Genomic DNA, 19,196 nt, shown 5'->3' on the forward strand with positions numbered 1-19,196 from the left:
TGCCGAAGGTCGAACGGGGAGCGGTCGGCTCCACGACGACGGTGGGCTCGGGCTCGGCAACGACGGGGGCGAAGCCGCCGGCAACGGCTTGGCTGGCCAGGGTCGCAGCGACGGCAGCAGCGAGGAGGGCTTTGGTGAGGCGCATGTCTCTACTCCGGTTAGTAACAAAGCGTTGATGCGGTAGTAGCTTCATACACCCCACGACTCAAGAAAATGCATCCCGGTTTCGGGAGCTTGGACGATTCAGAGCCTGTTGCTGCGCAAATATGCAACAGTGGGCGAGACATACTGGCGCGAGGCCACGATCTGGCCCGAACCGTCCAGCCAATAGATGTTGTCGAAGATCAACGCTTGGCTGCGGCACTTCTCGTCGAAGCGGTTCAGCGTCGCCTCCCGCAGGCCGAGGTTGACCGTTTCCTGCCCCGCCGACGTGATCGTGCAGGAGAAGCTGGAGGTGAGGACCTGATCCTGCGCATCCAGCGTTTCCATGCGGCGGCTGACCGTTCCGCCGCCTGCCCGAAGCGCCTCAAGGACGCCGGCCGAATCCATGGTGATCAGGTCGTCGCCGAACCCCCGCGTGGCCACGAGGATGCCGCCATCGTAGGCCGCCGTCGGCCCGGACTGGAGCGCGAGGGTGACCTCGTCCCCGTTCTCCTGGATGATGCGACCCGGCTCGACCAGGCCAAGCGCGTTGACCTGCATGAGGCGATAGGCCCCGGGGTCGGCGGCGATGGCCTCGGAGGAAAAGCCCCCCGGAATCACGCGGGGCGCGCTGACCGTGGTGTCCGATCCCACGCCGCCCAGGATCGTCTGAACCTGCGACACGACGGAGAGGGCACGCGCCTCGGCCGAGGCGCCGGGCTGGCCGGAGGTTTCGCTGTTCTGGCCGCAGCCCGCCAGGGCAAGCGCGGCCGCCACTCCGCAGATCGTCCGCTTCATCGCCAGAACCGCCCCCATGAATCCTCAAGATCCGCGTAATGCCCTTCGCGCACGATGTCGTAGAGCCGTCCATCGACGTCCAGCCTCGCCCCGCCGTCGCGGTTCAGAGAGCGCAGGCTCGTCCCCACTTCGCGCCGGGTCGGCCGGCCCAGGACGAAGTCGATCGGGATGTTGACCCGGATGCCCTTGTCGAAGGAGCCTTCCCCGAAATCCTCGGCCGGGATGTCCGTCAGGGTGAAGTAGCCGCCCACGGACCAGCCATTCTCGAACTCCCGGTCGAGCCCGAAGGTCGCGCCCCAGTCGCCGGCCAGGAACCGGCCGGCGTCGATCTCGCCCTGGAACCCGTTGCCGAAGTCGTAATAGGCCGACACATGGCCGGTCACGACGTCATAGTCGCGGAAGCTCAGCATGTCGTTGTAGTCGCGCTGGACAGCATAGTTGACCTCGGCCCCCAGGGCGAGCCGGGCTTCGACGGGCTTCCAGAGGAGCTCGGTCGAGACGCCGCCGTACATCTCCTCCAGGTAGCCCAGCGTCATGCGGCTGTAGAGGTTGTCGCCGGGCCGGCCGTACCAGGCCAGGGTCAGGCTATCGAGGGTCGGACCGCCGTCGCTCCCGTAGAGGCTCTGGTTCCGGCGCACGACCGGAACCCCGCCCAGGGGTTCGACCTCGCCGTCATCGTCCTCGCTCGAGGCGAGGATCTGCTGCCGGATGGCACCGGACAGGATCAGGTTCGGACGAAGGCGGTAGGCCGCCGACAGCTCGGCCCCGAACCTCAGCCGGAAGGGGTCGGTCGGGTCGAAGAGCGAGAGGCTCACGTAGGGACGCAGCCCCCAGGTGAAATCCTCGCTGGCCGGCGGCACCTCCACGAGGCCCGCGGGGCCGCCGGCGTCGCCGAACTCCGCCTGGGCCAGGCTGGCGGCCGTGCCGCCCACCTCATTCTCGAAGGCCTCGACGTCGGACCGCGCAAAGGTCACGGCCGACAGCGGGATCCCGTTCTGCACCGGCTCGAGCGTGAGCGTCTCGATGGAAGGCGGAAGCTCTTGGCTCAGGATGCGGACCACGCGGCCCATGGCCTGCGCCTCGGCCCGGTAGCGCGTGTTGGTGTAGCGGACACGGGCCGACCTGTCGTCGAGCGCCACTGCGACGAGTTCGACCCCCTCGGTGCGCAGAGCCTCGCGCAGGCTGGCGAGGACGGTCGACTCCGGCAGATCGGCCCGGTCCCAGCTCTGGGCCGCGCGCAGCCCTTCGGCCCGGACGGCGACCGGCTGCGGCGCAGGGTCGAGGCCGACGCCGAAGGGACGGTCGTTCGGGTTGACCGTGAAGGTCCCGGTGAAGGACAGCTGGGTGCCGTAAAGGTAGCCCAGGCCCAGCTGGATTCCCGGCAGCGGCCGCCAGGTTGCGCCGAAGTTCAGCGGGGATTCGCGGTCGAACAGCGGATCGCCATTCTGGTCGACATAGGCGTCGTCGGACGAATACTCCGCCTTGAGGATCCAGCGTTCGTTCGGGGCCCATTCGATCCCGCCGAAGACCGCGGCATCGCCCCGGAAGAATGCCTCGTAGCCCACGTCCCCGCCTTCGTCGCCGGTCACGAAGGTTTCGGGCCGGTCCCCCAGGAAGCCCAGCGGATTGTCGAAGCCGCCGTGGGTGGCAAACCGTCCCCAGCCCAGGCCCGCCGTCACGCGGAAGGCGTCGCCGACCGTCTTGGTGGCGACCACGTATTCGCCCGAGTAGATCCCGGTTCCCAGGAAGTCCTGCAGCCCCAGAGCCACCATGGGGACGTAGCGGCTCTCGTCGTTGAAGCGGAACCGCAGGTCGAAGCTGCGGTCCCAGTAGGGCTCGTCCTCATCGACCGTGAAATCCGGGATGCCGGAATAGCGGAAGGAGCCCGAAAGGCGCCGCGTCACCTGGAAGGTGAAGGTGTTGCGGATCTGGCCGCCGAAGTAGCCCACGGTGCCCGCGATCTCCCCCTCGTCGGCGCTGAGGGCGGATGGCATCTCCAGAAGCCCCGGCGTGCCGAAGAGCGTGTAGGTCACGGCACGGTCCTGCGCGAGGCCCGGCCCGGCCAGGAGCAGCGCGAGCACGCTTGCGGTGCCCAGGCGGTGATGAAGGGCCATGGCGGGTCTCCTCGTCGTGGTCGCGCTCACCTAATCCGAAGCGGTGGGCAATGGGAAGCCGACACGGGAGATCGGGCGGCCTCTTTGCCCTGCGCCTGGAGGTTCCGGGGTCAGCGCGACAGCCAGGCCGCGGCAGCCCGACCAGCCCGTCGCCCCGTGGCGAGGCAGGCGGTCAGGAGATAGCCCCCCGTCGGGGCCTCCCAGTCCAGCATCTCGCCGGCGGCGAACACGCCCGGGCGGTCGTGAAGCATCAGGTCCCCGGTCAGGGCCGAGAAGCGCAGGCCGCCCGCAGTCGAGATGGCCTCGTCCAGCGGCCGGGGCCCGGAATGCCGCACGGGCAGCGCCTTGAGCAGGGGCGCGAGATCGTCCGGCAAGGGCCGTCCCCATTCCTGCACGAGAGCCGCCCGCGCGCCCTCGATCCCGAGCCGCTTCCGCAGGCGGCTGGCCACCGTCTCGCGCCCGCGCGGGCCCAGCCTCTGCCGCACCGCCTCGGTGGACAGGTCGGGCAGCAGGTCGAGCCGGAGCGGAGCGCCCTCGCGCAGGGGGCGGGACAGCGGATAGAGTCCTCCTCCCTCCAGGCCGCGCGCGGAGACCACGACCTCCCCGCGCGAGACGAGGCCTCCGGCGCTCCAGGCCGCCCCCTTCACGGGTTCGCCGAAGTGGCGGGCCATGTGGGGCGACCAGTCCACCAGAAGCCCCATGTTGGAGGGGGCGAAGGGCGCGACGTCGGCGAACTCCGACGCCCAGGCCCCGTCCGAGCCCAGCCGCCGCCAGCTCGCGCCGCCCATGGCGAGGATGGTGGCGCCGGGCCGCAGCAGGCGTGGCCCCTGGGGCGTCTCGAAGCGGGACACCTCGCCGCCGTCGAACCCGGTCCAGCGCCAGCGCGTCCGAAGCTCCACGCCCCCGTCCGACAGTCGCCGGAGCCAGGCGCGCAGCAGCGGCGAGGCCTTCCAAGCCGTCGGGAACACGCGCCCGGTGGAGCCGGTGAACACCTCCTGCCCCAGCCCGCGGGTCCACTCCATGACCTCCTGCGGCCCGAATTCCCGGAATGCATCGCGCAGCGCGGGGGGCAGCGCCTCGCCCGCGCCGAAGGCGGCCCGGAAGGCGTCGGCCGGCTCGTCCTTCGTGATGTTCAGCCCGGACTTCCCGGCCATCAGCAGCTTGCGGGCCGGGGAGGGCATGCCCTCGGCGATAAGCACGGGATGCCCTGCCCCGGCGAGAACCTCGGCTGCGGCAAGCCCCGCCGGACCGGCCCCGACGACCAGCGCGCCGGGCCAGTCCTCGGGCTGAGGGCCGCAAGCGTCCGAAGACGGATTGCTGGAGGAGGAGGTGTGTGGCAAGCGAAGGTCCATGGATCGCAGGGCGCGCCTCAGCGGTGCCAGCCTCGCGGCGGCTCCGCAAGTCCGGGCAGGGTCACGACATCCGGATCGGCCTTGCTCCTGACCAGCAGCGAACCGATTTAGGGGTCATGGGCCGCTCCCGACAGACCCGACGCTGGACCGAACCCGACGCGGGGCCTCCGCCTCCGCCGGCGGATCCGGACTGCGCGCTCTGCGGGCGGCCGATCCCGGCGGATGCGCCCAAAAGCCTCCACCACCTCGTCCCCAAGCTGAAGGGCGGGAAAGGCGGGCCGACGGTCCTGCTTCATCACATCTGCCACAAGGAGATCCACGCCACCCTGTCCGAGGCCGAGCTCGCCCGCGACTACGCCACGCCCGAGGCGCTCCGGGCGCATCCGCGGCTGGCCCGGTTCGCCGAATGGGTGGCCAAGCGTCCCCCGCACTTCCTGTCGCGCGTGCCCAAGGGCCGCTCGCGCCGGTAGGCAGGTCCGCTCTCGGGCCGCTCGCGAAGGCGTTGGCCAGCCAGGCGGGCAGGAGCCCGGCTTTCCCCTTCCCCACCGCTTCGGCCCGGCCTAAGGTCCCGCAGGAGTGCCGAAAACCCCACCTTGACCCACCCCCATGAGGCGCGTCAGGGAAGGGGAACACATTCATCAGGGAGTTCTTGCATGTCCGCATTCAGCACCAGGCCGGCCGTTTCGGCCACCGCCCTCCTTCTCGCGCTGGGCGCCGGCCCGGCCCTGGCCGACGTGACCGCCCAGCAGGTCTGGGACGACTGGAAGGCGCAGATGGGCGTCTACGGGCAGGACGCGATCAGCATCGGCTCCGAGTCGCAGCAGGGCAGCGTCCTCACCGTGACGGATCTCGGCTTCAACGTCACCGGCGAGGATGGATCGACCGCCAGCGGGACGCTGGGGCAACTCGTGTTCACGGAGAACGGGGACGGCACCGTGACCGTCACCATGTCCGAGGAATATCCGATCACCATCACCACCCCCGCCAACGCCGAGACGGGATCGCAGGCCTCCGAGGTCGCGCTGGCCCTGCGGCAGAACGGCCTTTCGATGAAGGTGTCGGGCCAGCCGGGCGCCATGACCTATGACGTGGCGGCGGCGCGCTACGCGCTCGAGCTCGACAGCGTCAAGGAAGCGGGCACGGAGGTTCCGGCCGAGGGGCTCCTGGCGTTCAACGACGTGTCGGGCACCTACACCTCGACCACCGGCACGACGCGCGACATGACCTACGACCTGACCGCCGCGTCGATGGACCTGCTCGTCGACGCGACGAACACCGAGGACGGCTCGCATTTCATGATGTCGGGCAAGGTCAACACCGTGGCCACCAAGGCCACCGCGTCCATGCCGCTGGACCCGGCGGCGGACCCCGAGATGATGCTGATGAACGGGATGGCCGTGGACGGCGGCTACACCACGGCGAACGGCAGCTACATGTTCGAGGTCACCGACGCCACGGGCCCGACGAACGGCAGCTTCACGACCCAGGGCAGCCAGATGTCGTTCAAGCTCAGCAGGGACGCCGTCGCCTACAACGGCCAGGCCACGAACGTCGCGCTGGACGTGACCAGCGCCGCCATGCCCATGCCGATCAAGGCGAGCCTGGCGCAGTACGGCTTCAACTTCGAGATGCCGCTCGCCAAGTCGACCGCCCCTGCGCCCTGGGCCATGGGGATCAACCTGACGGACCTCGCGCTCAATGAGGAAGTGTGGTCGATGTTCGACCCGCAGGGGATCCTGCCGCATGACCCGGCCTCGCTGGTCATGGACCTCACGGGCACCGCGACGATGCTCTTCGACGTGGCCGACCCGTCCCAGGCCGAGGCCATGGCCGCCTCGCCGATGCCGGCCCAGATCAACTCGGCGAACATCAACGCGCTGAACGTCGACTTCGGCGGCGCGCAGGTCACCGGCAGCGGCGCCTTCACCTTCGACAACAGCGACATGACGACCTTCCCCGGGATGCCCCGGCCGACCGGCGCCGTGGACCTCCGGCTCGACGGCGTGAACGGGCTCATCGACAAGCTCGTGCAGATGGGCCTGCTGCCGCAGGACCAGGTCATGGGCGCGCGCATGATGCTGGGCGCCTTCACGACGCCGGTCGGGGACGATCAGCTCACCTCGCGGATCGAGGTCACGCCCGATGGCCAGCTGCTCGCGAACGGCCAGCGCCTCCAGTAGGCCGGAAGGCGATCCGGAAATCCGGCGGGGGAGGGTTCGCGCCCTCCCCCGTTCCCTTCGGGGGCCGGCTTGCCCCGGCTTGCCGCGCAGCCTAACTCGGGCGGGGACAGCAAAGGACGCATCATGGCATCGCTCGAGGACCTCACCGCCCGCCTTCTGGATGCCGCGCGCAGGGCGGGGGCCGAGGCTGCGGACGCCCTGCTCGTCCGCGGCACTCACCTGTCGATCGACGTGCGCCAGGGACGGCTGGAGGAGGCGCAGCGGTCCGAAGGGATCGACCTCGGGCTCCGCGTCCTGATCGGCCAGCGGCAGGCGGTGGTGTCCTCCTCCGACAGCCGGGATGCCACGCTCGCCGCCATGGCCGAGCGGGCTGTGGCCATGGCCCGCGAAGCGCCGGAAGACCCGTCCGTGGGGCTGGCCGATCCCTCGGAGCTGGCCTCGGATCGCGATGCCGCGCGGCTCGAGCTCAGCGACCCGTCCGAGGATCCGGAGCCCGCCGCCATGGAGGCCCGCGCCCGCGAGGCCGAGGCGGCGGCTCTCGAGGTGCCCGGCGTGACGCAGGTGCTGTCGGCCTCGACGGGCTGGTCGCGGCGCGAGGTGTTCCTGGCGGGCACCAACGGCTTCGCCGCGGGCTACGGCCGGAGCGACCATGGCCTGTCCTGCGGCGCGATCAGCGGCACCGGCACCGGGATGGAGCGCGATTACGACTGGGACTCGCGGGTCTTCCGCGCCGAGCTTCGCTCCCCCGCCGAGATCGGGCGCACCGCGGGGCAGCGCGCGGCGGAACGGGAAGGCGCTCGCAAGCCGCGCACCGGGACCTATCCCATCCTGTTCGACGAACGCATCGCCTCGTCCCTGATCGGCCACCTGCTGTCGGCGATCAACGGCGCTGCCATCGCTCGGGGATCGTCCTTCCTGCGCAACGCGATGGGAGAGCAGGTGCTGCCCGACCACCTGTCCCTGACCGAGGACCCCCACCGGGTCCGCAGTCCGGCCTCGCGCCTGTGGGACGCGGAAGGGCTGCCGACCCGGCCCCGCGCCATCGTCGAGAACGGCCGCCTCACCACCTGGACGCTCGACCTCGCCTCGGCCCGGAAGCTCGGGCTCGCGAGCACGGCCAACGCGGCGCGGAGCCCTGGGGGCACGCCGTCCCCCTCGGTCACCAACATCGCGCTGACGCAGGGCGACGCCTCGCGGGAGGACCTGCTGGCGCAGATGGGAACGGGGCTTCTCGTGACCTCCCTGATCGGCTCGACGATCAATCCCAACACCGGAGACTACTCGCGCGGGGCGTCGGGCTTCTGGATCGAAGGCGGGCAGATCACCTATCCCGTGAACGAATGCACCATCGCGGGCAACCTCGGGGACATGCTCCGCCGCATCATCCCGGCCAACGACGCGCGGTCCTGGCTTCCCCGCGTGGTTCCGTCGCTGCTGGTCGAGGGCATGACGCTCGCGGGGGACTGACGGGGCGTCGCTTGACCCAGAGCCCTATTTGCTTAGGGTGCGGCGCGCCCTTCAAAGGAACACCCCCATGACCCAACGCCTGCACCTCGTCTTCGGAGGCGAACTCGTCGATCCGACGAAGAACGTGTTCCGCGACATCTCCAAGCTCCATATCGTCGGAATGTTCCCGGACTATGCCTCGGCCTATCAGGCCTGGAAGGCCGAGGCCCAGCGCACCGTCGACAACGCACATATGCGCTATTTCATCGCCCACCTGCACCGGCTGCGCGACGAGGAGGCCGCCGCGTCCGCGACCGAAGAACTGGGGAGCTGATCCACCGAAATGCCTGGTTCCTTGGTGCTGGGCGCCTATCTGGCGCTGGCGGCCCTGGGTGGCGGCCGCAGCGAGGCCGAGCCGCCCCGGCCGGATGGGTCCCTGCTCTGGGTGCATCTCGACGGGGTGGCGCGCCTGCCCTCGCTCATCGCTCTGACCGAGCAGTTGCCAGCCGACGTGTCGATCCTGGTGACGCTCCCACGCGGGACCGATCTGCCTCCGACGACTGGGCGCATGATCCTGCGCCATGTGCCGCACGAAGGCGGCGGGAGCGTGCAGGCCTTCCTGGATCACTGGACGCCGGACGCCCTGCTCTGGGTCGGGGGCGGACTGCGCCCGGCGCTTCTGGCGAAGGCCCGGATGCCCAAGCTTCTGGTCGAGGGCGCGCCCGATCCTCAGATCATGATGCGCGGGGCTGGCTGGCCCTGGCTCGCGCGGTCGGTCGTGCCCTTCTTTGATCGCGCTCTGGTCGCGGGGGACGCCGCCGCGGAACGCCTGGCCCGCGCCGGCCTGTCCGACGACCGGCTTGAGATCGCCGGATCGCTGGACGCCCCCGCTCCCGTCCTGCCCTGCAACGAACGCGAGCGGCGCGACCTTGCCCAAAGCCTCGGAGCGCGTCCCGTCTGGCTCGCGGGGGATCTTCCCCTGGCCGAGCTTCCGTCCATCGTGGCCGCCTACCTGCACGCCAGCCGGACGGCGCACCGGCTGCTGCTCATCCTCGCGCCGCGCCATGCGGATGAAGCCCCCGCCTTCGCCCGCGCCCTGAACGACGCGGGGCTCCGGGTGGCCGAGCGTGCGGAAGGGGACGAGCCGGAGGACGGCACCCAGGTCTACCTGGCCGACGGCCCGAGCGAGATGGGCCTCTGGCTCCGGCTCGCCCCGCTGGCCTATCTGGGCGGCACCCTGACGGACGGAGCGGGGGGACGCCATCCCTTCGAGGCGGCGGCGCTGGGATCGGTGCTGATCCATGGCCCCGTCACCATGCCGCATGCGGCCGCCTGGGCCCGGCTCGACGCCGCCGGAGCGGCCCGGGTCATCCTGAACGGAGCCGAGCTCGGACGTGCGGTGGAGGCGCTCCTGGCCCCTGACAAGGCGGCGGCGATGGCCCATGCGGGCTGGGACGTGGCCACGCAGGGAGCCGAGGTCGCCAACCGCGTGGCGGATCTGATCCGGGTTTCCCTGGCCCATCCCGCCCCTTCGGGTCCTGCGGCCGAGGCTCCCGCCTTGGCCAACCCGGCGAGCGCGTGATGCGGCAACCCGGCTGGTGGTATGATCCCGAGCCTCGACTGGCGGCCCGGCTGCTGGCCCCCCTGGGCCTGGCCTATGCGGGAGCCACGGCCTGGCGGCTGTCGCGCGCCACGCCCGACCATGCCGGCGTGCCGGTCATTTGCGTCGGCAACCTCGATGCAGGGGGAACGGGCAAGACGCCGGTCACCATCGCCCTGGCCGAGCGGCTGTCCGGCCGGGGCGTGCCGGTCCATGTCGTCTCGCGCGGCTACGGCGGGCGCCTGGCCGGGCCGGAGCGGGTGCTTCCCTCCCATGGCGCGGCGGATGTAGGGGACGAGCCGCTCCTCATCTCGGCCTTCGTGCCGACCTGGGTGGCACGGGACCGGGCTGCGGGCGTCCGGGCGGCCGCAGCCGCCGGGGCCAGGGCCGTGATTCTGGATGACGGGTTTCAGAATCCGTCGGTGCGCAAGGACCTCTCGATCGTCGTGGTGGATGCGGCGCGCGGCTGGGGCAATGGGCGCGCGATCCCGGCGGGTCCCCTGCGGGAGTCGGTCGCCGCCGGGCTGGCCCGGGCCGATGCCGTCATCTCCCTGGGGGAGGAGGTTGCGCAGGACGTCTTCCGGGCCCGCTGGGGCTCGGCCCTGAGATCCCTGCCCCATCTTCGCGGGGCCTTGCGCCCCTTGCCGACCGGGATGCCCTGGGCGGGCCTGCGCGCCCTGGCCTTTGCCGGCATCGGCCAGCCCGGAAAGTTCTTTGCCACGCTGAAGGGCTTGGGTGCCGAGATCGTGGCGACGCGCTCCTTCGACGATCACGAGCCTCTGAGCCGGCCGCTGCTCCAGCGCCTGGAGGCGGACGCCGCCCGTCTGGGCGCGCAGCTCGTGACCACGGAGAAGGATGCGGTGCGGCTTCCGCCGTCCATGCGGGCGCGGGTGCTCACGCTGCCGGTGCGCCTTCATCTGGAAAGCTGGGACCCGCTGGACGCAAGGCTCGACCGCTTGGGCCTGGGTCAGTCCCAGGGGGAGCCGAGGCAGCCCTGATGCTCGCCCAGGCGGGGCGAGGCGCGATCCAGCGCCAAGGCCGAGTCGGAAAAGACGATGGGCGTGCGCACGCCGGGGACGCCGTCCGGTTCGATCCGCAGCCGCCGCGCGATGACCTGGGGATCGGCAAAGACGTCGGCCATGTCGTTGATCGGCCCGGCGGGCACGCCCTGCCCTTCGCAGCGGGACAGCAGCTCGTCGCGCCCAAGGCGCAGGACCGCCTCCTGCAGCAGCGGCACCAGGATGTCGCGCCGGGCCAGCCGGTCGGGATTGGTGGCGAAGGCCGGGTCCGTTCCCAGGGCCTCGAGGCCCAGCAGCGCGCAGAAGCGCCGGAACTGGCCGTCGTTCCCCACCGCCACGATGGCATGGCCGTCGGCGCAGGCGAACACCTGATAGGGCACGATGTTGGGATGCGCGTTCCCCATGCGCTGGGGCGCGATCCCGCTGGCGAGGTAGTTCATGGCCTGGTTGGCCGTGATCGCCGTCGCCACATCCAGAAGCGCCATGTCGATCCGCTGGCCCAGCCCGGTCGCGTTGCGCTGGTGGATCGCCGCCAGAATAGCCGTGGCGGCATAGACCCCGGTGAAGATGTCGGTCACCGCCACCCCGACCTTCTGCGGCTCGCGGTCGGGCTCCCCGGTGACGGACATCAACCCCGACATGCCCTGGACGATGTAGTCGTAGCCGGCCCGGCAGGCGTAAGGCCCATCCTGCCCGAACCCGGTGATGGAGCACCACACGAGCCGGGGATTGAGCGTCGACAGCGCCTCCCAGCCCAGTCCATATCGGTCGAGGCCGCCCAGCTTGAAGTTCTCGATGACCACGTCGGCCCCGGTCGCCAGGCGACGCACGGCCTCCCGCCCCTCCTCCGTAGAGAAATCCGCCACGACGGACCGCTTGCCGCGATTGCAGGCGTGGAAATAGGCGGCGGCCGTCTCGCCGTCATGGCTGATGAACGGAGGACCCCAGCGTCGGGTGTCGTCGCCTTCGGGACTCTCGACCTTGACCACGGTGGCGCCCAGGTCGGACAGGAGTTGTCCGGCCCAGGGACCGGCCAGGATGCGCGCGAGCTCCAGAACCCTCAGGCCGCTGAGCGGCGGGCGGCCATGCTGCGTCATCGCGCGCCGTTACTGCGTTTCGGCCAGCTCGGAGTCGATGATCGACTTGAGGTCGTCATAGGCCATGTTGGAGTGCGACTCGCCGTTGATGATGAAGGTCGGCGTGGACTGGATGCCGTCACGCTCGGCATTCTCCTGATACCAGGCCACGAGGGCCTCGGCTTGCGCCTCGTTGTTCAGGCAGGCGTCCAGCGTGGCGTCATCCATTCCGGCGGACTTGCCGATGCGGCGCAGGTTCTCGGCGATCTGGGCGGGCTCCCCTTCGCCGATCCAGTCGCGCTGGGTGTCGTAAAGGATGTCGCTGATCCCGAAGAACCGCATCTCGCCGCCGCAGCGGGCGATCATCGAGGCCCAGAGGCCGAAGCGGTCGAAATAGACCTCGCGGAAGACGAACCGCACCTTGCCGGTGTCGATGTAGTCCTCCTTGAGATGCTGGTACTGGTCGGCGTGGAAGGCCGCGCAGTGCGGGCAGGTGAAGGACCCGTACTCGACGATGGTGACCGGCGCATCCTCGGCCCCCTGCGCCATGTCCTGGATGGTGACCGGGGCGGCTTCGGCGGCCGTATCGGCAGGCGCGGCCTGATCTGTGGCTTCCTGCGCCCAGGCGGAGGACAGCATCCCGACGCCGCCAAGGGCAAGCGCAGAGGACAGGGCGGCGATAAGGACGGGTCTCTTCATGGACAGGCCTCGATACTTGGGCGTCCCGTCAGGGTCGGGACCTCGACAGGACATTGGCGGCGAGCGCAGCGAGCGCAAGCCTCAATTCCGAGTCGCTCACGCCATTGGCAAGAGGCTCGACCTCGCTGGGCGGAACGGCGACGCGGGTCGCGATCTGGTCGGGGACGGGCACGGCCTCGTTCATGAAGGCCTCGGGGCCGGCCTGCTTGATGCGGATCCTGGCGATCGCGTTGTAGCCGTAGCAGGCGTTCACTCGCTCGCGCAGCCGCTCCTTCTCCATCTCGAGCCGCAGCGCCGCGGCGCCCAGCGCGAGGATGGTGAGCGTGGCCCCCTCCTCGGCCCCCTTCTTGCCCCGAGGGTGGCGCACCTCGAGGGGCCTGGCGATGGCGGCGATGGATTCGCCCACGATCTCGGACCAGTGGGTCAGGAGCCGCGTCGCGGAAAATCCCCGCGCCTCGCCCAACTGACGGATCTTGGCGCGAAGAAGGTCGGCGGCAGGGGTGAAATGTCCGTGACGGTCCACGCGGAAGCCTTTCATGTGGATGGCATGATGATAGGCCGGAGCGCATGGCGGCGACAGTCCCCCGGCAGGGAAGAATGGGCACGGACATCACGAACAATCTCCTGGCCTGGTACGACCGCCACGCGCGGACGCTGCCCTGGCGCACGCCGCCCGGATCGGGGGCCACGCCGGACCCGTATCGGGTGTGGCTGTCGGAGATCATGCTCCAGCAGACCACGGTCGCCGCCGTGAAGGGCTACTTCGAACGCTTCACGGCGCGCTGGCCGACCGTGGACGCCCTGGCGGCGGCCGACGACGCCGAGGTGATGGCCGAATGGGCGGGGCTGGGCTACTATGCACGGGCGCGGAACCTGCTGGCCTGCGCCCGGACCGTCGCGGCGCGCGGCGGCTTTCCCGAAACCGAGGCGGGCCTCCGGACCCTTCCGGGAATCGGCCCCTATACGGCGGCGGCCGTGGCCTCGATCGCCTTCGGCCAAAGAGCGGTCGTGGTCGACGGCAACGTCGAGCGCGTGATGGCGCGGGTCTTCGACGTGACCACGCCCCTGCCCGCCGCCCGGGCCGAGATCTACGCCCATGCCGATGCGCTGACCCCCGACGAACGGCCCGGGGACTATGCGCAGGCCGTGATGGACCTGGGCGCGACCGTCTGCACGCCCCGTTCGCCCGCCTGCGTGATCTGCCCCTGGCGCGAGCCCTGTCAGGCCCGCGCCCGAGGGGTGCAGGCGGACCGGCCGGTCAAGCTGCCCAAGCGCGAGGTGCCGCAACGGCGCGGCGTCGCCTATGTCGGCCGGCGCGAGGACGGGGCCTGGCTGCTGGAGACCCGGGCCACGGACCGGATGCTGGGCGGGATGCTGGGCTGGCCCGGCTCGGCCTGGGACCGGGGCGAGGAGCACGCGGATCCGCCGGCCCCCGGCGATTGGGTCACGTTGAACGTCGAGGCGCGGCATGGCTTCTCGCATTTCGGGCTGACGCTGAAGGTCCTGGTCGCCCGCCTGCCCCGCGATGCCGAACCGCGACGCGGAGCCTTCGTCCCGGCGTCCGACTTCCGGCCCGGCCAGCTTCCCACGGCGATGCGGCGCGTCCTGGACGTGGCCCTGACCTCGCCATTGATCACGAACCCTGAATGGATTGTTCCGGATTGAGTGGTCCAGAATCGCAGGCCGGTGTTGAATGCATGACACAGGCGGGCGATGATGAGAAAAAAGGACCCTGCCGGGTAGCGAGCCATCGGCAGGGCCCCAGGTGGGAGCCGGGCGCTAAGGGCGCTCGCCAGCTCCGGCGGTCTGGAGGCCCGCCCAGAAGGGGCGGGCCAATTCTTCAAATGTGATGGATCAGTGGACTCCGGCCATCTCGGCCCGGATCTGCTGGCGGAGCACGTCGATGGGCACGAAGCCGCCATCGCGCCGGAAGTGCCAGTAGGTCCAGCCGTTGCACGACGGCGCGCCTTCCAGGTGCGCCCCCACCTGATGGATCGAGCCCTTCACGTCCTGACCGACCAGCGTTCCGTCAGCCCGGACCTTGGCCTTGTGACGCCCGCCCAGCGACCAGAGCTCCTCGCCCGGACGCAGCATCCCGCGCTCCACGAGCACGCCGAAGGCGACGCGGGGCTCGGACTTCTTGGAGGTGGTGGTCTCCAGGGCGGCGCTGTCGAGCCGGCGGATCTGCGCGATCCGCGCTTCGGCCGCCTTCCGGTAGGATTCTTCCCGCTCGATGCCGATGAAGTCGCGGCCAAGCCGCTTGGCCACCGCGCCGGTCGTTCCCGTTCCGAAGAAGGGATCGAGGATGACGTCGCCCGGATTGGTCGTGGCCAGGATGACGCGATGCAGGAGGGATTCCGGCTTCTGGGTCGGATGCGCCTTGGACCCGTCCGCGCCCTTCAGACGCTCGTGCCCGGTGCAGATGGGCAGCATCCAGTCCGAGCGCATCTGCACGCCTTCGTTGAGGGCCTTCATGGCCTCGTAGTTGAAGGTGTACTTGGACGCTTCGTTCTTGGAGGCCCAGATCAGCGTCTCGTGGGCGTTGGTCAGCCTCTTGCCGCGGAAGTTGGGCATGGGGTTCGACTTGCGCCAGATGACGTCGTTCAGGATCCAGAAGCCCTGGTTCTGAAGCTCCGCCCCCAGCCGGAAGACGTTGTGGTAGGAGCCGATCACCCAGATCGCACCATGGGGCTTGAGGACGCGGCGGGCTTCGCGAAGCCAGTCGCGGGTGAACCGGTCATAGTCGCCGAAGCTGCCGAAGCGGTCCCAGCCTTCCTCCACGCCGTTGACGCGCGAGTTGTCCGGGCGGTGCAGCTCCCCCTTGAGCTGGAGGTTGTAGGGGGGGTCGGCGAAGACCAGGTCCACGCTCGAGTCCGGCAGGCGACGCATCATCTCGATGCAATCGCCCGCAAGTATCCTGTTCAGAGCGCTGCCAAGGCGCTCCGCGACTGCCGTTTCTGCCATTCACTGCCTCATGAACCGGCGAATTTTTTCGCTCTGGTTGGGGATAAGTTGAGGACAGCGAGGGGAACTGTCAAAAGCGAAATGTGATCAGGAACTTACCTTTTCCGCTTGCCACAAGACCTTGTGGACCGGAGCGAAGGTACGTCTATGATATGGGGTCGGCCCCAGGCTTTGTAGCGCAGCCATGTGGCTTTTTGACCCATAACCCATGTTGGTCTCCCAGCCGTAGCCCGGGTGCTGTTGCGCCAGCGCGACCATGATCCCGTCGCGCCACACCTTGGCCACGATCGAGGCCGCGGCAATGGACAGGCTGCGCGCGTCGCCGCGAACGAGCCCCGTCGCCGGGCAGGTCAGATTCGGAGGCAGCTGCGATCCGTCGACCAGGGCATGGTCGATGGGGCCGCCAAGAGCCTCTAGGGCACGGATCATCGCAAGATGCGTGGCGCGGAGGATGTTCAGCTCCTCGATCTCCTCCACCGAGGCCTCGCCCAAGCCGACTCGGGCCGAGGCGCGGATGGCTTCGGCGGCCTGCTCCCTGCGGCGGCGCGTCATGACCTTGCTGTCGTAAAGGCCGGACGGGATCCGGTCTGGGTCCAGAATCACGGCAGCGGCGATCAACGGGCCGGCCAGGGGGCCACGGCCGACCTCGTCCACCCCGGCGATTCGGAGATGGCCACGGGCGAGGAGGGCCTCCTCATGGGAAAAGTCGGGCGTGATTCTCATGGCGCCATCTGGCCGCCCCGCCCCCTTGGGAGCAAGCGGCACGGACCATGTCGGCCGTGGGGAGGAGCCCTGGAGGCCCCTCCCCCGGGCCGGACCACGGACGAGCTGGGGCGAACGCCCGTGCCTTGCCCCCGGATGGGGAGGGGTCCGAAGATCCCCTCCCCGCCCACGACGCGAACCAACTGGGGCGATGGGTCCGCGCCGCTCTCCGGCGCTCGGCCCCCTTGAGGGTCCGGGCCGGATCTCTCGAATCGCACCTGGCCGGGCGCGCGTCCCGTGCAAGCTCCACGAGGCTCGCCGCCGGAGGTCCGGACGGCCGTCCCGGACCAAGGCTTCAGCGTCCGGCCGGCACCGCCCGACGTTCACCGAGGTGTCGGATCGCATTTCGGCCAGGGGGCGACGTCATGCAATGACCGTCCCTAAGCCGCCGTCCGACAAGGGGGGGACCCGGCCGGGTTAGAAGCGGGTTATTGAATAGCGGGGTCCGCTCGGGCAGGGTCGAGGCATGAAGATGTCCTTCCCTCTGCTGCTGCCCTTGCTGGTCCTGGCCGCCGCCGCCCACGCGCAGGAACCCTGCTTCGCCGACTACAAGGCGTCGCGGGACAATCCGCTCGAGTTGCAGTACGGCGTGGCCGAGATCCGCGGCGACTGCACCGTGCGCGAGGCCGAACGGGAGCTGCGTCCCCGCCTCGCCGCGGATGACTGGCAACTCCTCGAGGTGATCTCTACCTTTGGGGAGTCGGGACTGGAGGAAAGACGTGAAAGCGCTGGCGAGTATTTCCTCCGCTACTGAGCTCACCTCGGGCGAGGCCCGGGCCTGGGGCAGCCGCGCGGTCGCGATCGGCATCGCCTCGATCGTGGCGATCCTGCTCGGGGCCGCGGTGCTCCTGTTCATCAACCTTCCGGACGCGAACGCCTTCAACGCGCGGGTCGAGCGTCTCTTCGTCGAGACCGACTTCACGACCCAGCGCGAACTCCGGCTCCTCGAGGTGCTGGCCCAGTCCGGCACGGCGTTCGGAGAGGTCCTGACTTCCTACCGCACGATCATCTTCGTGCTGCTGGTCTTTGCCACCGCCATGATGATCGCCGCCGTGGCCTTCCTCGTGATGCTGGTGGCGCTCAACCGCCGCATGGGCCAGATCGAGCGCAAGGGCATCGAGGTGAACTCGCTCCTCATCTCGCGTGAATCGAACACGGTCTACCTCAACAACTTCGAGTTCAAGCTGACCGAGGCCGCCACGGAAACGCTGGCTGTCCTCGCCGAGGCGCGCATGGACGACGAGGTGCTGTCGGGCGCGCAGATCGAGGCGGTGATCTCGGGCCGCGACGCGTCCCAGTGCGACGAGGCGGCCGGAGCCACCCGGATCAAGCGCCTCCGCGACACCCTGGGCAACCAGATGGTGAGCGAGCTCCTGGTCCGGAACATCGCGCGCAAGGGCTATACCCTGGCCGTCGACAAGGCGGCGATCCGCATGGTCTGAGGGGACCGCCCGGTCCCCTGCCGCGCGCGTCAGCCCAGCGTCCGGGCCAGCACCGCTTCGGCCTCGGCGACGAGGCGGGCCTCGTCGAGGCCCGGGAACTCCCCCTTGGCCCAGGCGATGCGCCCGTTGATGAGCGTGAGGTCCACGGCCATGCCGACGCCGACCTTGGGGATGAGGCTGACCGGGTCATGCCGGGTGCCCACATAGTCCAGCCGCCGCGTGTCGATCGCGAACAGGTCGGCGGCCATCCCGGGCGCGAGCCGCCCGATGTCGCTGCGGCCCAGCACCGAGGCTCCTCCCTCGGTGGCATAGCCCAGGAAGGCCCCCGGACGCGGCACCGGGTTCCGGCGCGTCCCTGCGGCAAGGCATTGAAGCATGTAGGCCGAGTGGACGCAGTGCATCAGGTTCGAGTTGTCGTTCGACGCCGCCCCGTCCGCGCCGAGGCTGATCCGTACCCCCGCCGCGTCCAGCGCCGGGATGTCGGTGACCTCGGCGCCCACGAGGTAGACGGGCTCGGGGCAGTGGGACATGCCGGTGCCCGATGCGGCCATCCGGGCGATCTCCTCCGGGCGCAGCTCCCAGCAATGGGCGTACCAGGTGTCCGGCCCCGCGAAGCCCAGCGATTCGCAGTACTCCACGGTCCTCATGCCGTGGCGCGCCTCGATCACCGGGCTCTCGCCTTCGCCCACATGGGTGTGCAGGAGCACGCCCCTGTCGCGGGCCAGGCGCACCGATTCGACAAAGGTGTCGCGGTAGCAGTTCACGGGCTGGCAGGGCGCCACGACGACGCGGACCATGCCGAAGGGATCGGGCTCGTGATAGGCATCGATGAGCCGCCCGCAATCGGCGAGGAACTCGTCCGTGGTCTCCAGCATGGCGTCGGGGATGGTGCTTCCCTCGGACTTGGGCAGGGTGTTGGTCCCCCGCCCGGCGTGGAAGCGCAGTCCGAACATCTGCGCGGCTTCGACTTGGCGGTCCACGATGCGCGTCCCGGCCGCGCGCGGGAAGTTGTACTGGTGGTCGAAGGCCGTCGTGCAACCATGCTTGATGAGCTCGGCCATGGCCGTAACGGAGGCATGGTAGAAGCAGTCCTCGGTCAGCCGGGCGAAGATCGGATAGATCGTGTCCAGCCATTGGAGCACCGACATCCGGGTCCAGTCGAGCTCCACCCGGTTCCGCACGAAGCACTGGAAGAAGTGGTGGTGCGTGTTGACGAGCCCCGGGTAGAGGAACCAGCCCGAGGCGTCGATGACCTCCACCCCCGGCCCGGCGTCGAGGCCCGGCCCGATGGCGCGGATCGCGGGGCCGTCCGTCAGGAGGTCCACATCCCGCAGGACGGGATCGCAGGCACCGGTGACGACGGCGGCGCAGTTTCGGAACAGGTAGCTCATGCAGGGGCCTCGGTCATGCCCGGGAAGGGCGCAAGGTCGTGAATCGGGGGACCGGCGGAGGTGACGGCCTGCGGCGGAAGGAGCGGCCGGCACAGCCCTGCGACCGATCCACCGACGCGATGCGGGCCGGGTGGCGGCTGCGACCTCCGGGGGTATGGTATCGTGCGGCGCTCATGGGGCGGGATGTGTGGCGGGTCCGTTGGTTCGGCTGG

At 70.0% G+C, this 19,196-nt stretch carries 18 protein-coding genes; 9 read left to right on the forward strand and 9 right to left on the reverse strand.

Annotated elements, in window-relative coordinates:
• Positions 1 to 243: 243 nt before the first annotated feature.
• From J3P31_RS14860 to J3P31_RS14870, 3 genes are all read right to left on the reverse strand, one after another.
• The gene (locus J3P31_RS14860; protein ID WP_210529263.1) at positions 244 to 939 is read right to left on the reverse strand and encodes a YjbF family lipoprotein; all 696 of its coding nucleotides are present in this window, start codon (positions 937 to 939) and stop codon (positions 244 to 246) included.
• Complete coding sequence (locus tag J3P31_RS14865; RefSeq protein WP_210529264.1) at positions 936 to 3,053, reverse strand: YjbH domain-containing protein; 2,118 nt, start codon at positions 3,051 to 3,053, stop codon at positions 936 to 938. The genes J3P31_RS14860 and J3P31_RS14865 overlap by 4 nt, the downstream gene beginning before the upstream one ends.
• A gap of 110 nt (positions 3,054 to 3,163) precedes the next feature.
• Positions 3,164 to 4,318, reverse strand: a complete 1,155-nt coding sequence (locus J3P31_RS14870; protein ID WP_246849550.1) for a TIGR03862 family flavoprotein — start codon at positions 4,316 to 4,318, stop codon at positions 3,164 to 3,166.
• 203 nt (positions 4,319 to 4,521) lie between these two features.
• Here J3P31_RS14870 and J3P31_RS14875 point away from each other — a divergent pair, with 203 nt between their 5' ends.
• From J3P31_RS14875 to lpxK, 6 genes are all read left to right on the forward strand, one after another.
• Entirely contained in the window at positions 4,522 to 4,875 is a 354-nt protein-coding gene (locus J3P31_RS14875) for an HNH endonuclease (protein ID WP_246849523.1), read from the forward strand.
• A 183-nt stretch (positions 4,876 to 5,058) separates the two neighbouring features.
• A complete protein-coding gene (locus J3P31_RS14880; protein WP_210529266.1) occupies positions 5,059 to 6,585 on the forward strand; it encodes a DUF2125 domain-containing protein in 1,527 nt (508 codons plus the stop codon).
• 120 nt (positions 6,586 to 6,705) lie between these two features.
• Positions 6,706 to 8,052, forward strand: a complete 1,347-nt coding sequence (locus J3P31_RS14885) for a TldD/PmbA family protein (RefSeq protein WP_210529320.1) — start codon at positions 6,706 to 6,708, stop codon at positions 8,050 to 8,052.
• A 67-nt stretch (positions 8,053 to 8,119) separates the two neighbouring features.
• Positions 8,120 to 8,365 (forward strand): DUF4170 domain-containing protein, encoded by a 246-nt coding sequence (locus tag J3P31_RS14890; RefSeq protein ID WP_210529267.1) that lies wholly within the window; start codon positions 8,120 to 8,122, stop codon positions 8,363 to 8,365.
• A 9-nt stretch (positions 8,366 to 8,374) separates the two neighbouring features.
• Positions 8,375 to 9,613 (forward strand): 3-deoxy-D-manno-octulosonic acid transferase, encoded by a 1,239-nt coding sequence (locus J3P31_RS14895; protein ID WP_210529268.1) that lies wholly within the window; start codon positions 8,375 to 8,377, stop codon positions 9,611 to 9,613.
• Positions 9,613 to 10,629: a tetraacyldisaccharide 4'-kinase gene (gene lpxK / locus J3P31_RS14900; protein ID WP_210529269.1), complete on the forward strand. Its 1,017-nt coding sequence runs from the start codon at positions 9,613 to 9,615 to the stop codon at positions 10,627 to 10,629. The genes J3P31_RS14895 and lpxK overlap by 1 nt, the downstream gene beginning before the upstream one ends.
• On the opposite strand, the gene J3P31_RS14905 is transcribed toward lpxK, so the two are convergent.
• The 3 genes from J3P31_RS14905 to J3P31_RS14915 form a co-directional block, all read right to left on the reverse strand.
• Positions 10,599 to 11,747: a CaiB/BaiF CoA transferase family protein gene (locus tag J3P31_RS14905; RefSeq protein WP_210529270.1), complete on the reverse strand. Its 1,149-nt coding sequence runs from the start codon at positions 11,745 to 11,747 to the stop codon at positions 10,599 to 10,601. The two genes, lpxK and J3P31_RS14905, sit on opposite strands and share 31 nt — an antisense overlap.
• Before the next feature lie 9 nt (positions 11,748 to 11,756).
• Complete coding sequence (locus tag J3P31_RS14910) at positions 11,757 to 12,365, reverse strand: DsbA family protein (RefSeq protein ID WP_438270302.1); 609 nt, start codon at positions 12,363 to 12,365, stop codon at positions 11,757 to 11,759.
• 88 nt (positions 12,366 to 12,453) lie between these two features.
• On the reverse strand, positions 12,454 to 12,963 hold the full coding sequence (locus J3P31_RS14915; RefSeq protein WP_210529272.1) for a DUF721 domain-containing protein: 510 nt from the start codon (positions 12,961 to 12,963) through the stop codon (positions 12,454 to 12,456).
• 59 nt (positions 12,964 to 13,022) lie between these two features.
• Here J3P31_RS14915 and J3P31_RS14920 point away from each other — a divergent pair, with 59 nt between their 5' ends.
• A complete protein-coding gene (locus tag J3P31_RS14920; protein WP_210529273.1) occupies positions 13,023 to 14,090 on the forward strand; it encodes an A/G-specific adenine glycosylase in 1,068 nt (355 codons plus the stop codon).
• A 189-nt stretch (positions 14,091 to 14,279) separates the two neighbouring features.
• Here the strand turns inward: J3P31_RS14920 and J3P31_RS14925 are convergent, their stop codons facing one another.
• Both J3P31_RS14925 and rnhB read right to left on the reverse strand, forming a co-directional pair.
• A complete protein-coding gene (locus tag J3P31_RS14925) occupies positions 14,280 to 15,389 on the reverse strand; it encodes a site-specific DNA-methyltransferase (protein WP_210529274.1) in 1,110 nt (369 codons plus the stop codon).
• Between the two features lie 87 nt (positions 15,390 to 15,476).
• Complete coding sequence (gene rnhB, locus J3P31_RS14930) at positions 15,477 to 16,112, reverse strand: ribonuclease HII (RefSeq protein ID WP_210529275.1); 636 nt, start codon at positions 16,110 to 16,112, stop codon at positions 15,477 to 15,479.
• Positions 16,113 to 16,617: 505 nt separating this feature from the next.
• Between rnhB and J3P31_RS14935 the strand changes: the two genes are divergently transcribed.
• A complete protein-coding gene (locus tag J3P31_RS14935; RefSeq protein WP_210529276.1) occupies positions 16,618 to 16,905 on the forward strand; it encodes a hypothetical protein in 288 nt (95 codons plus the stop codon).
• Positions 16,889 to 17,593, forward strand: coding sequence for a winged helix-turn-helix domain-containing protein (locus J3P31_RS14940; protein WP_210529321.1), 705 nt, complete (start codon positions 16,889 to 16,891; stop codon positions 17,591 to 17,593). Before J3P31_RS14935 ends, J3P31_RS14940 begins: the two co-directional genes overlap by 17 nt.
• Positions 17,594 to 17,622: 29 nt before the next feature.
• Here J3P31_RS14940 and J3P31_RS14945 read toward each other — a convergent pair whose 3' ends face one another.
• Positions 17,623 to 18,984, reverse strand: a complete 1,362-nt coding sequence (locus J3P31_RS14945; protein ID WP_210529277.1) for an amidohydrolase — start codon at positions 18,982 to 18,984, stop codon at positions 17,623 to 17,625.
• Positions 18,985 to 19,196 lie beyond the last annotated feature (212 nt).

Origin of the sequence: Rubellimicrobium arenae (genome assembly GCF_017916275.1) — a bacterium.
Classification (GTDB): domain Bacteria; phylum Pseudomonadota; class Alphaproteobacteria; order Rhodobacterales; family Rhodobacteraceae; genus Rubellimicrobium; species Rubellimicrobium arenae.

Bases quoted from the DNA above. Each gene is read 5' to 3' on its own strand.
- J3P31_RS14860 (WP_210529263.1), bottom strand. From the start codon at position 939: ATGAAGCGGACGATCTGCGGAGTGGCGGCCGCGCTTGCCCTGGCGGGC.
- J3P31_RS14865 (WP_210529264.1), bottom strand. From the start codon at position 3,053: ATGGCCCTTCATCACCGCCTGGGCACCGCAAGCGTGCTCGCGCTGCTC.
- J3P31_RS14875 (WP_246849523.1), top strand. From the start codon at position 4,522: ATGGGCCGCTCCCGACAGACCCGACGCTGGACCGAACCCGACGCGGGG.
- J3P31_RS14880 (WP_210529266.1), top strand. From the start codon at position 5,059: ATGTCCGCATTCAGCACCAGGCCGGCCGTTTCGGCCACCGCCCTCCTT.
- J3P31_RS14890 (WP_210529267.1), top strand. From the start codon at position 8,120: ATGACCCAACGCCTGCACCTCGTCTTCGGAGGCGAACTCGTCGATCCG.
- J3P31_RS14895 (WP_210529268.1), top strand. From the start codon at position 8,375: ATGCCTGGTTCCTTGGTGCTGGGCGCCTATCTGGCGCTGGCGGCCCTG.
- lpxK (WP_210529269.1), top strand. From the start codon at position 9,613: ATGCGGCAACCCGGCTGGTGGTATGATCCCGAGCCTCGACTGGCGGCC.
- J3P31_RS14905 (WP_210529270.1), bottom strand. From the start codon at position 11,747: ATGACGCAGCATGGCCGCCCGCCGCTCAGCGGCCTGAGGGTTCTGGAG.
- J3P31_RS14910 (WP_438270302.1), bottom strand. From the start codon at position 12,365: ATGCTGTCCTCCGCCTGGGCGCAGGAAGCCACAGATCAGGCCGCGCCT.
- J3P31_RS14915 (WP_210529272.1), bottom strand. From the start codon at position 12,963: ATGAAAGGCTTCCGCGTGGACCGTCACGGACATTTCACCCCTGCCGCC.
- J3P31_RS14920 (WP_210529273.1), top strand. From the start codon at position 13,023: ATGGGCACGGACATCACGAACAATCTCCTGGCCTGGTACGACCGCCAC.
- J3P31_RS14925 (WP_210529274.1), bottom strand. From the start codon at position 15,389: ATGGCAGAAACGGCAGTCGCGGAGCGCCTTGGCAGCGCTCTGAACAGG.
- rnhB (WP_210529275.1), bottom strand. From the start codon at position 16,112: ATGAGAATCACGCCCGACTTTTCCCATGAGGAGGCCCTCCTCGCCCGT.
- J3P31_RS14935 (WP_210529276.1), top strand. From the start codon at position 16,618: ATGAAGATGTCCTTCCCTCTGCTGCTGCCCTTGCTGGTCCTGGCCGCC.
- J3P31_RS14945 (WP_210529277.1), bottom strand. From the start codon at position 18,984: ATGAGCTACCTGTTCCGAAACTGCGCCGCCGTCGTCACCGGTGCCTGC.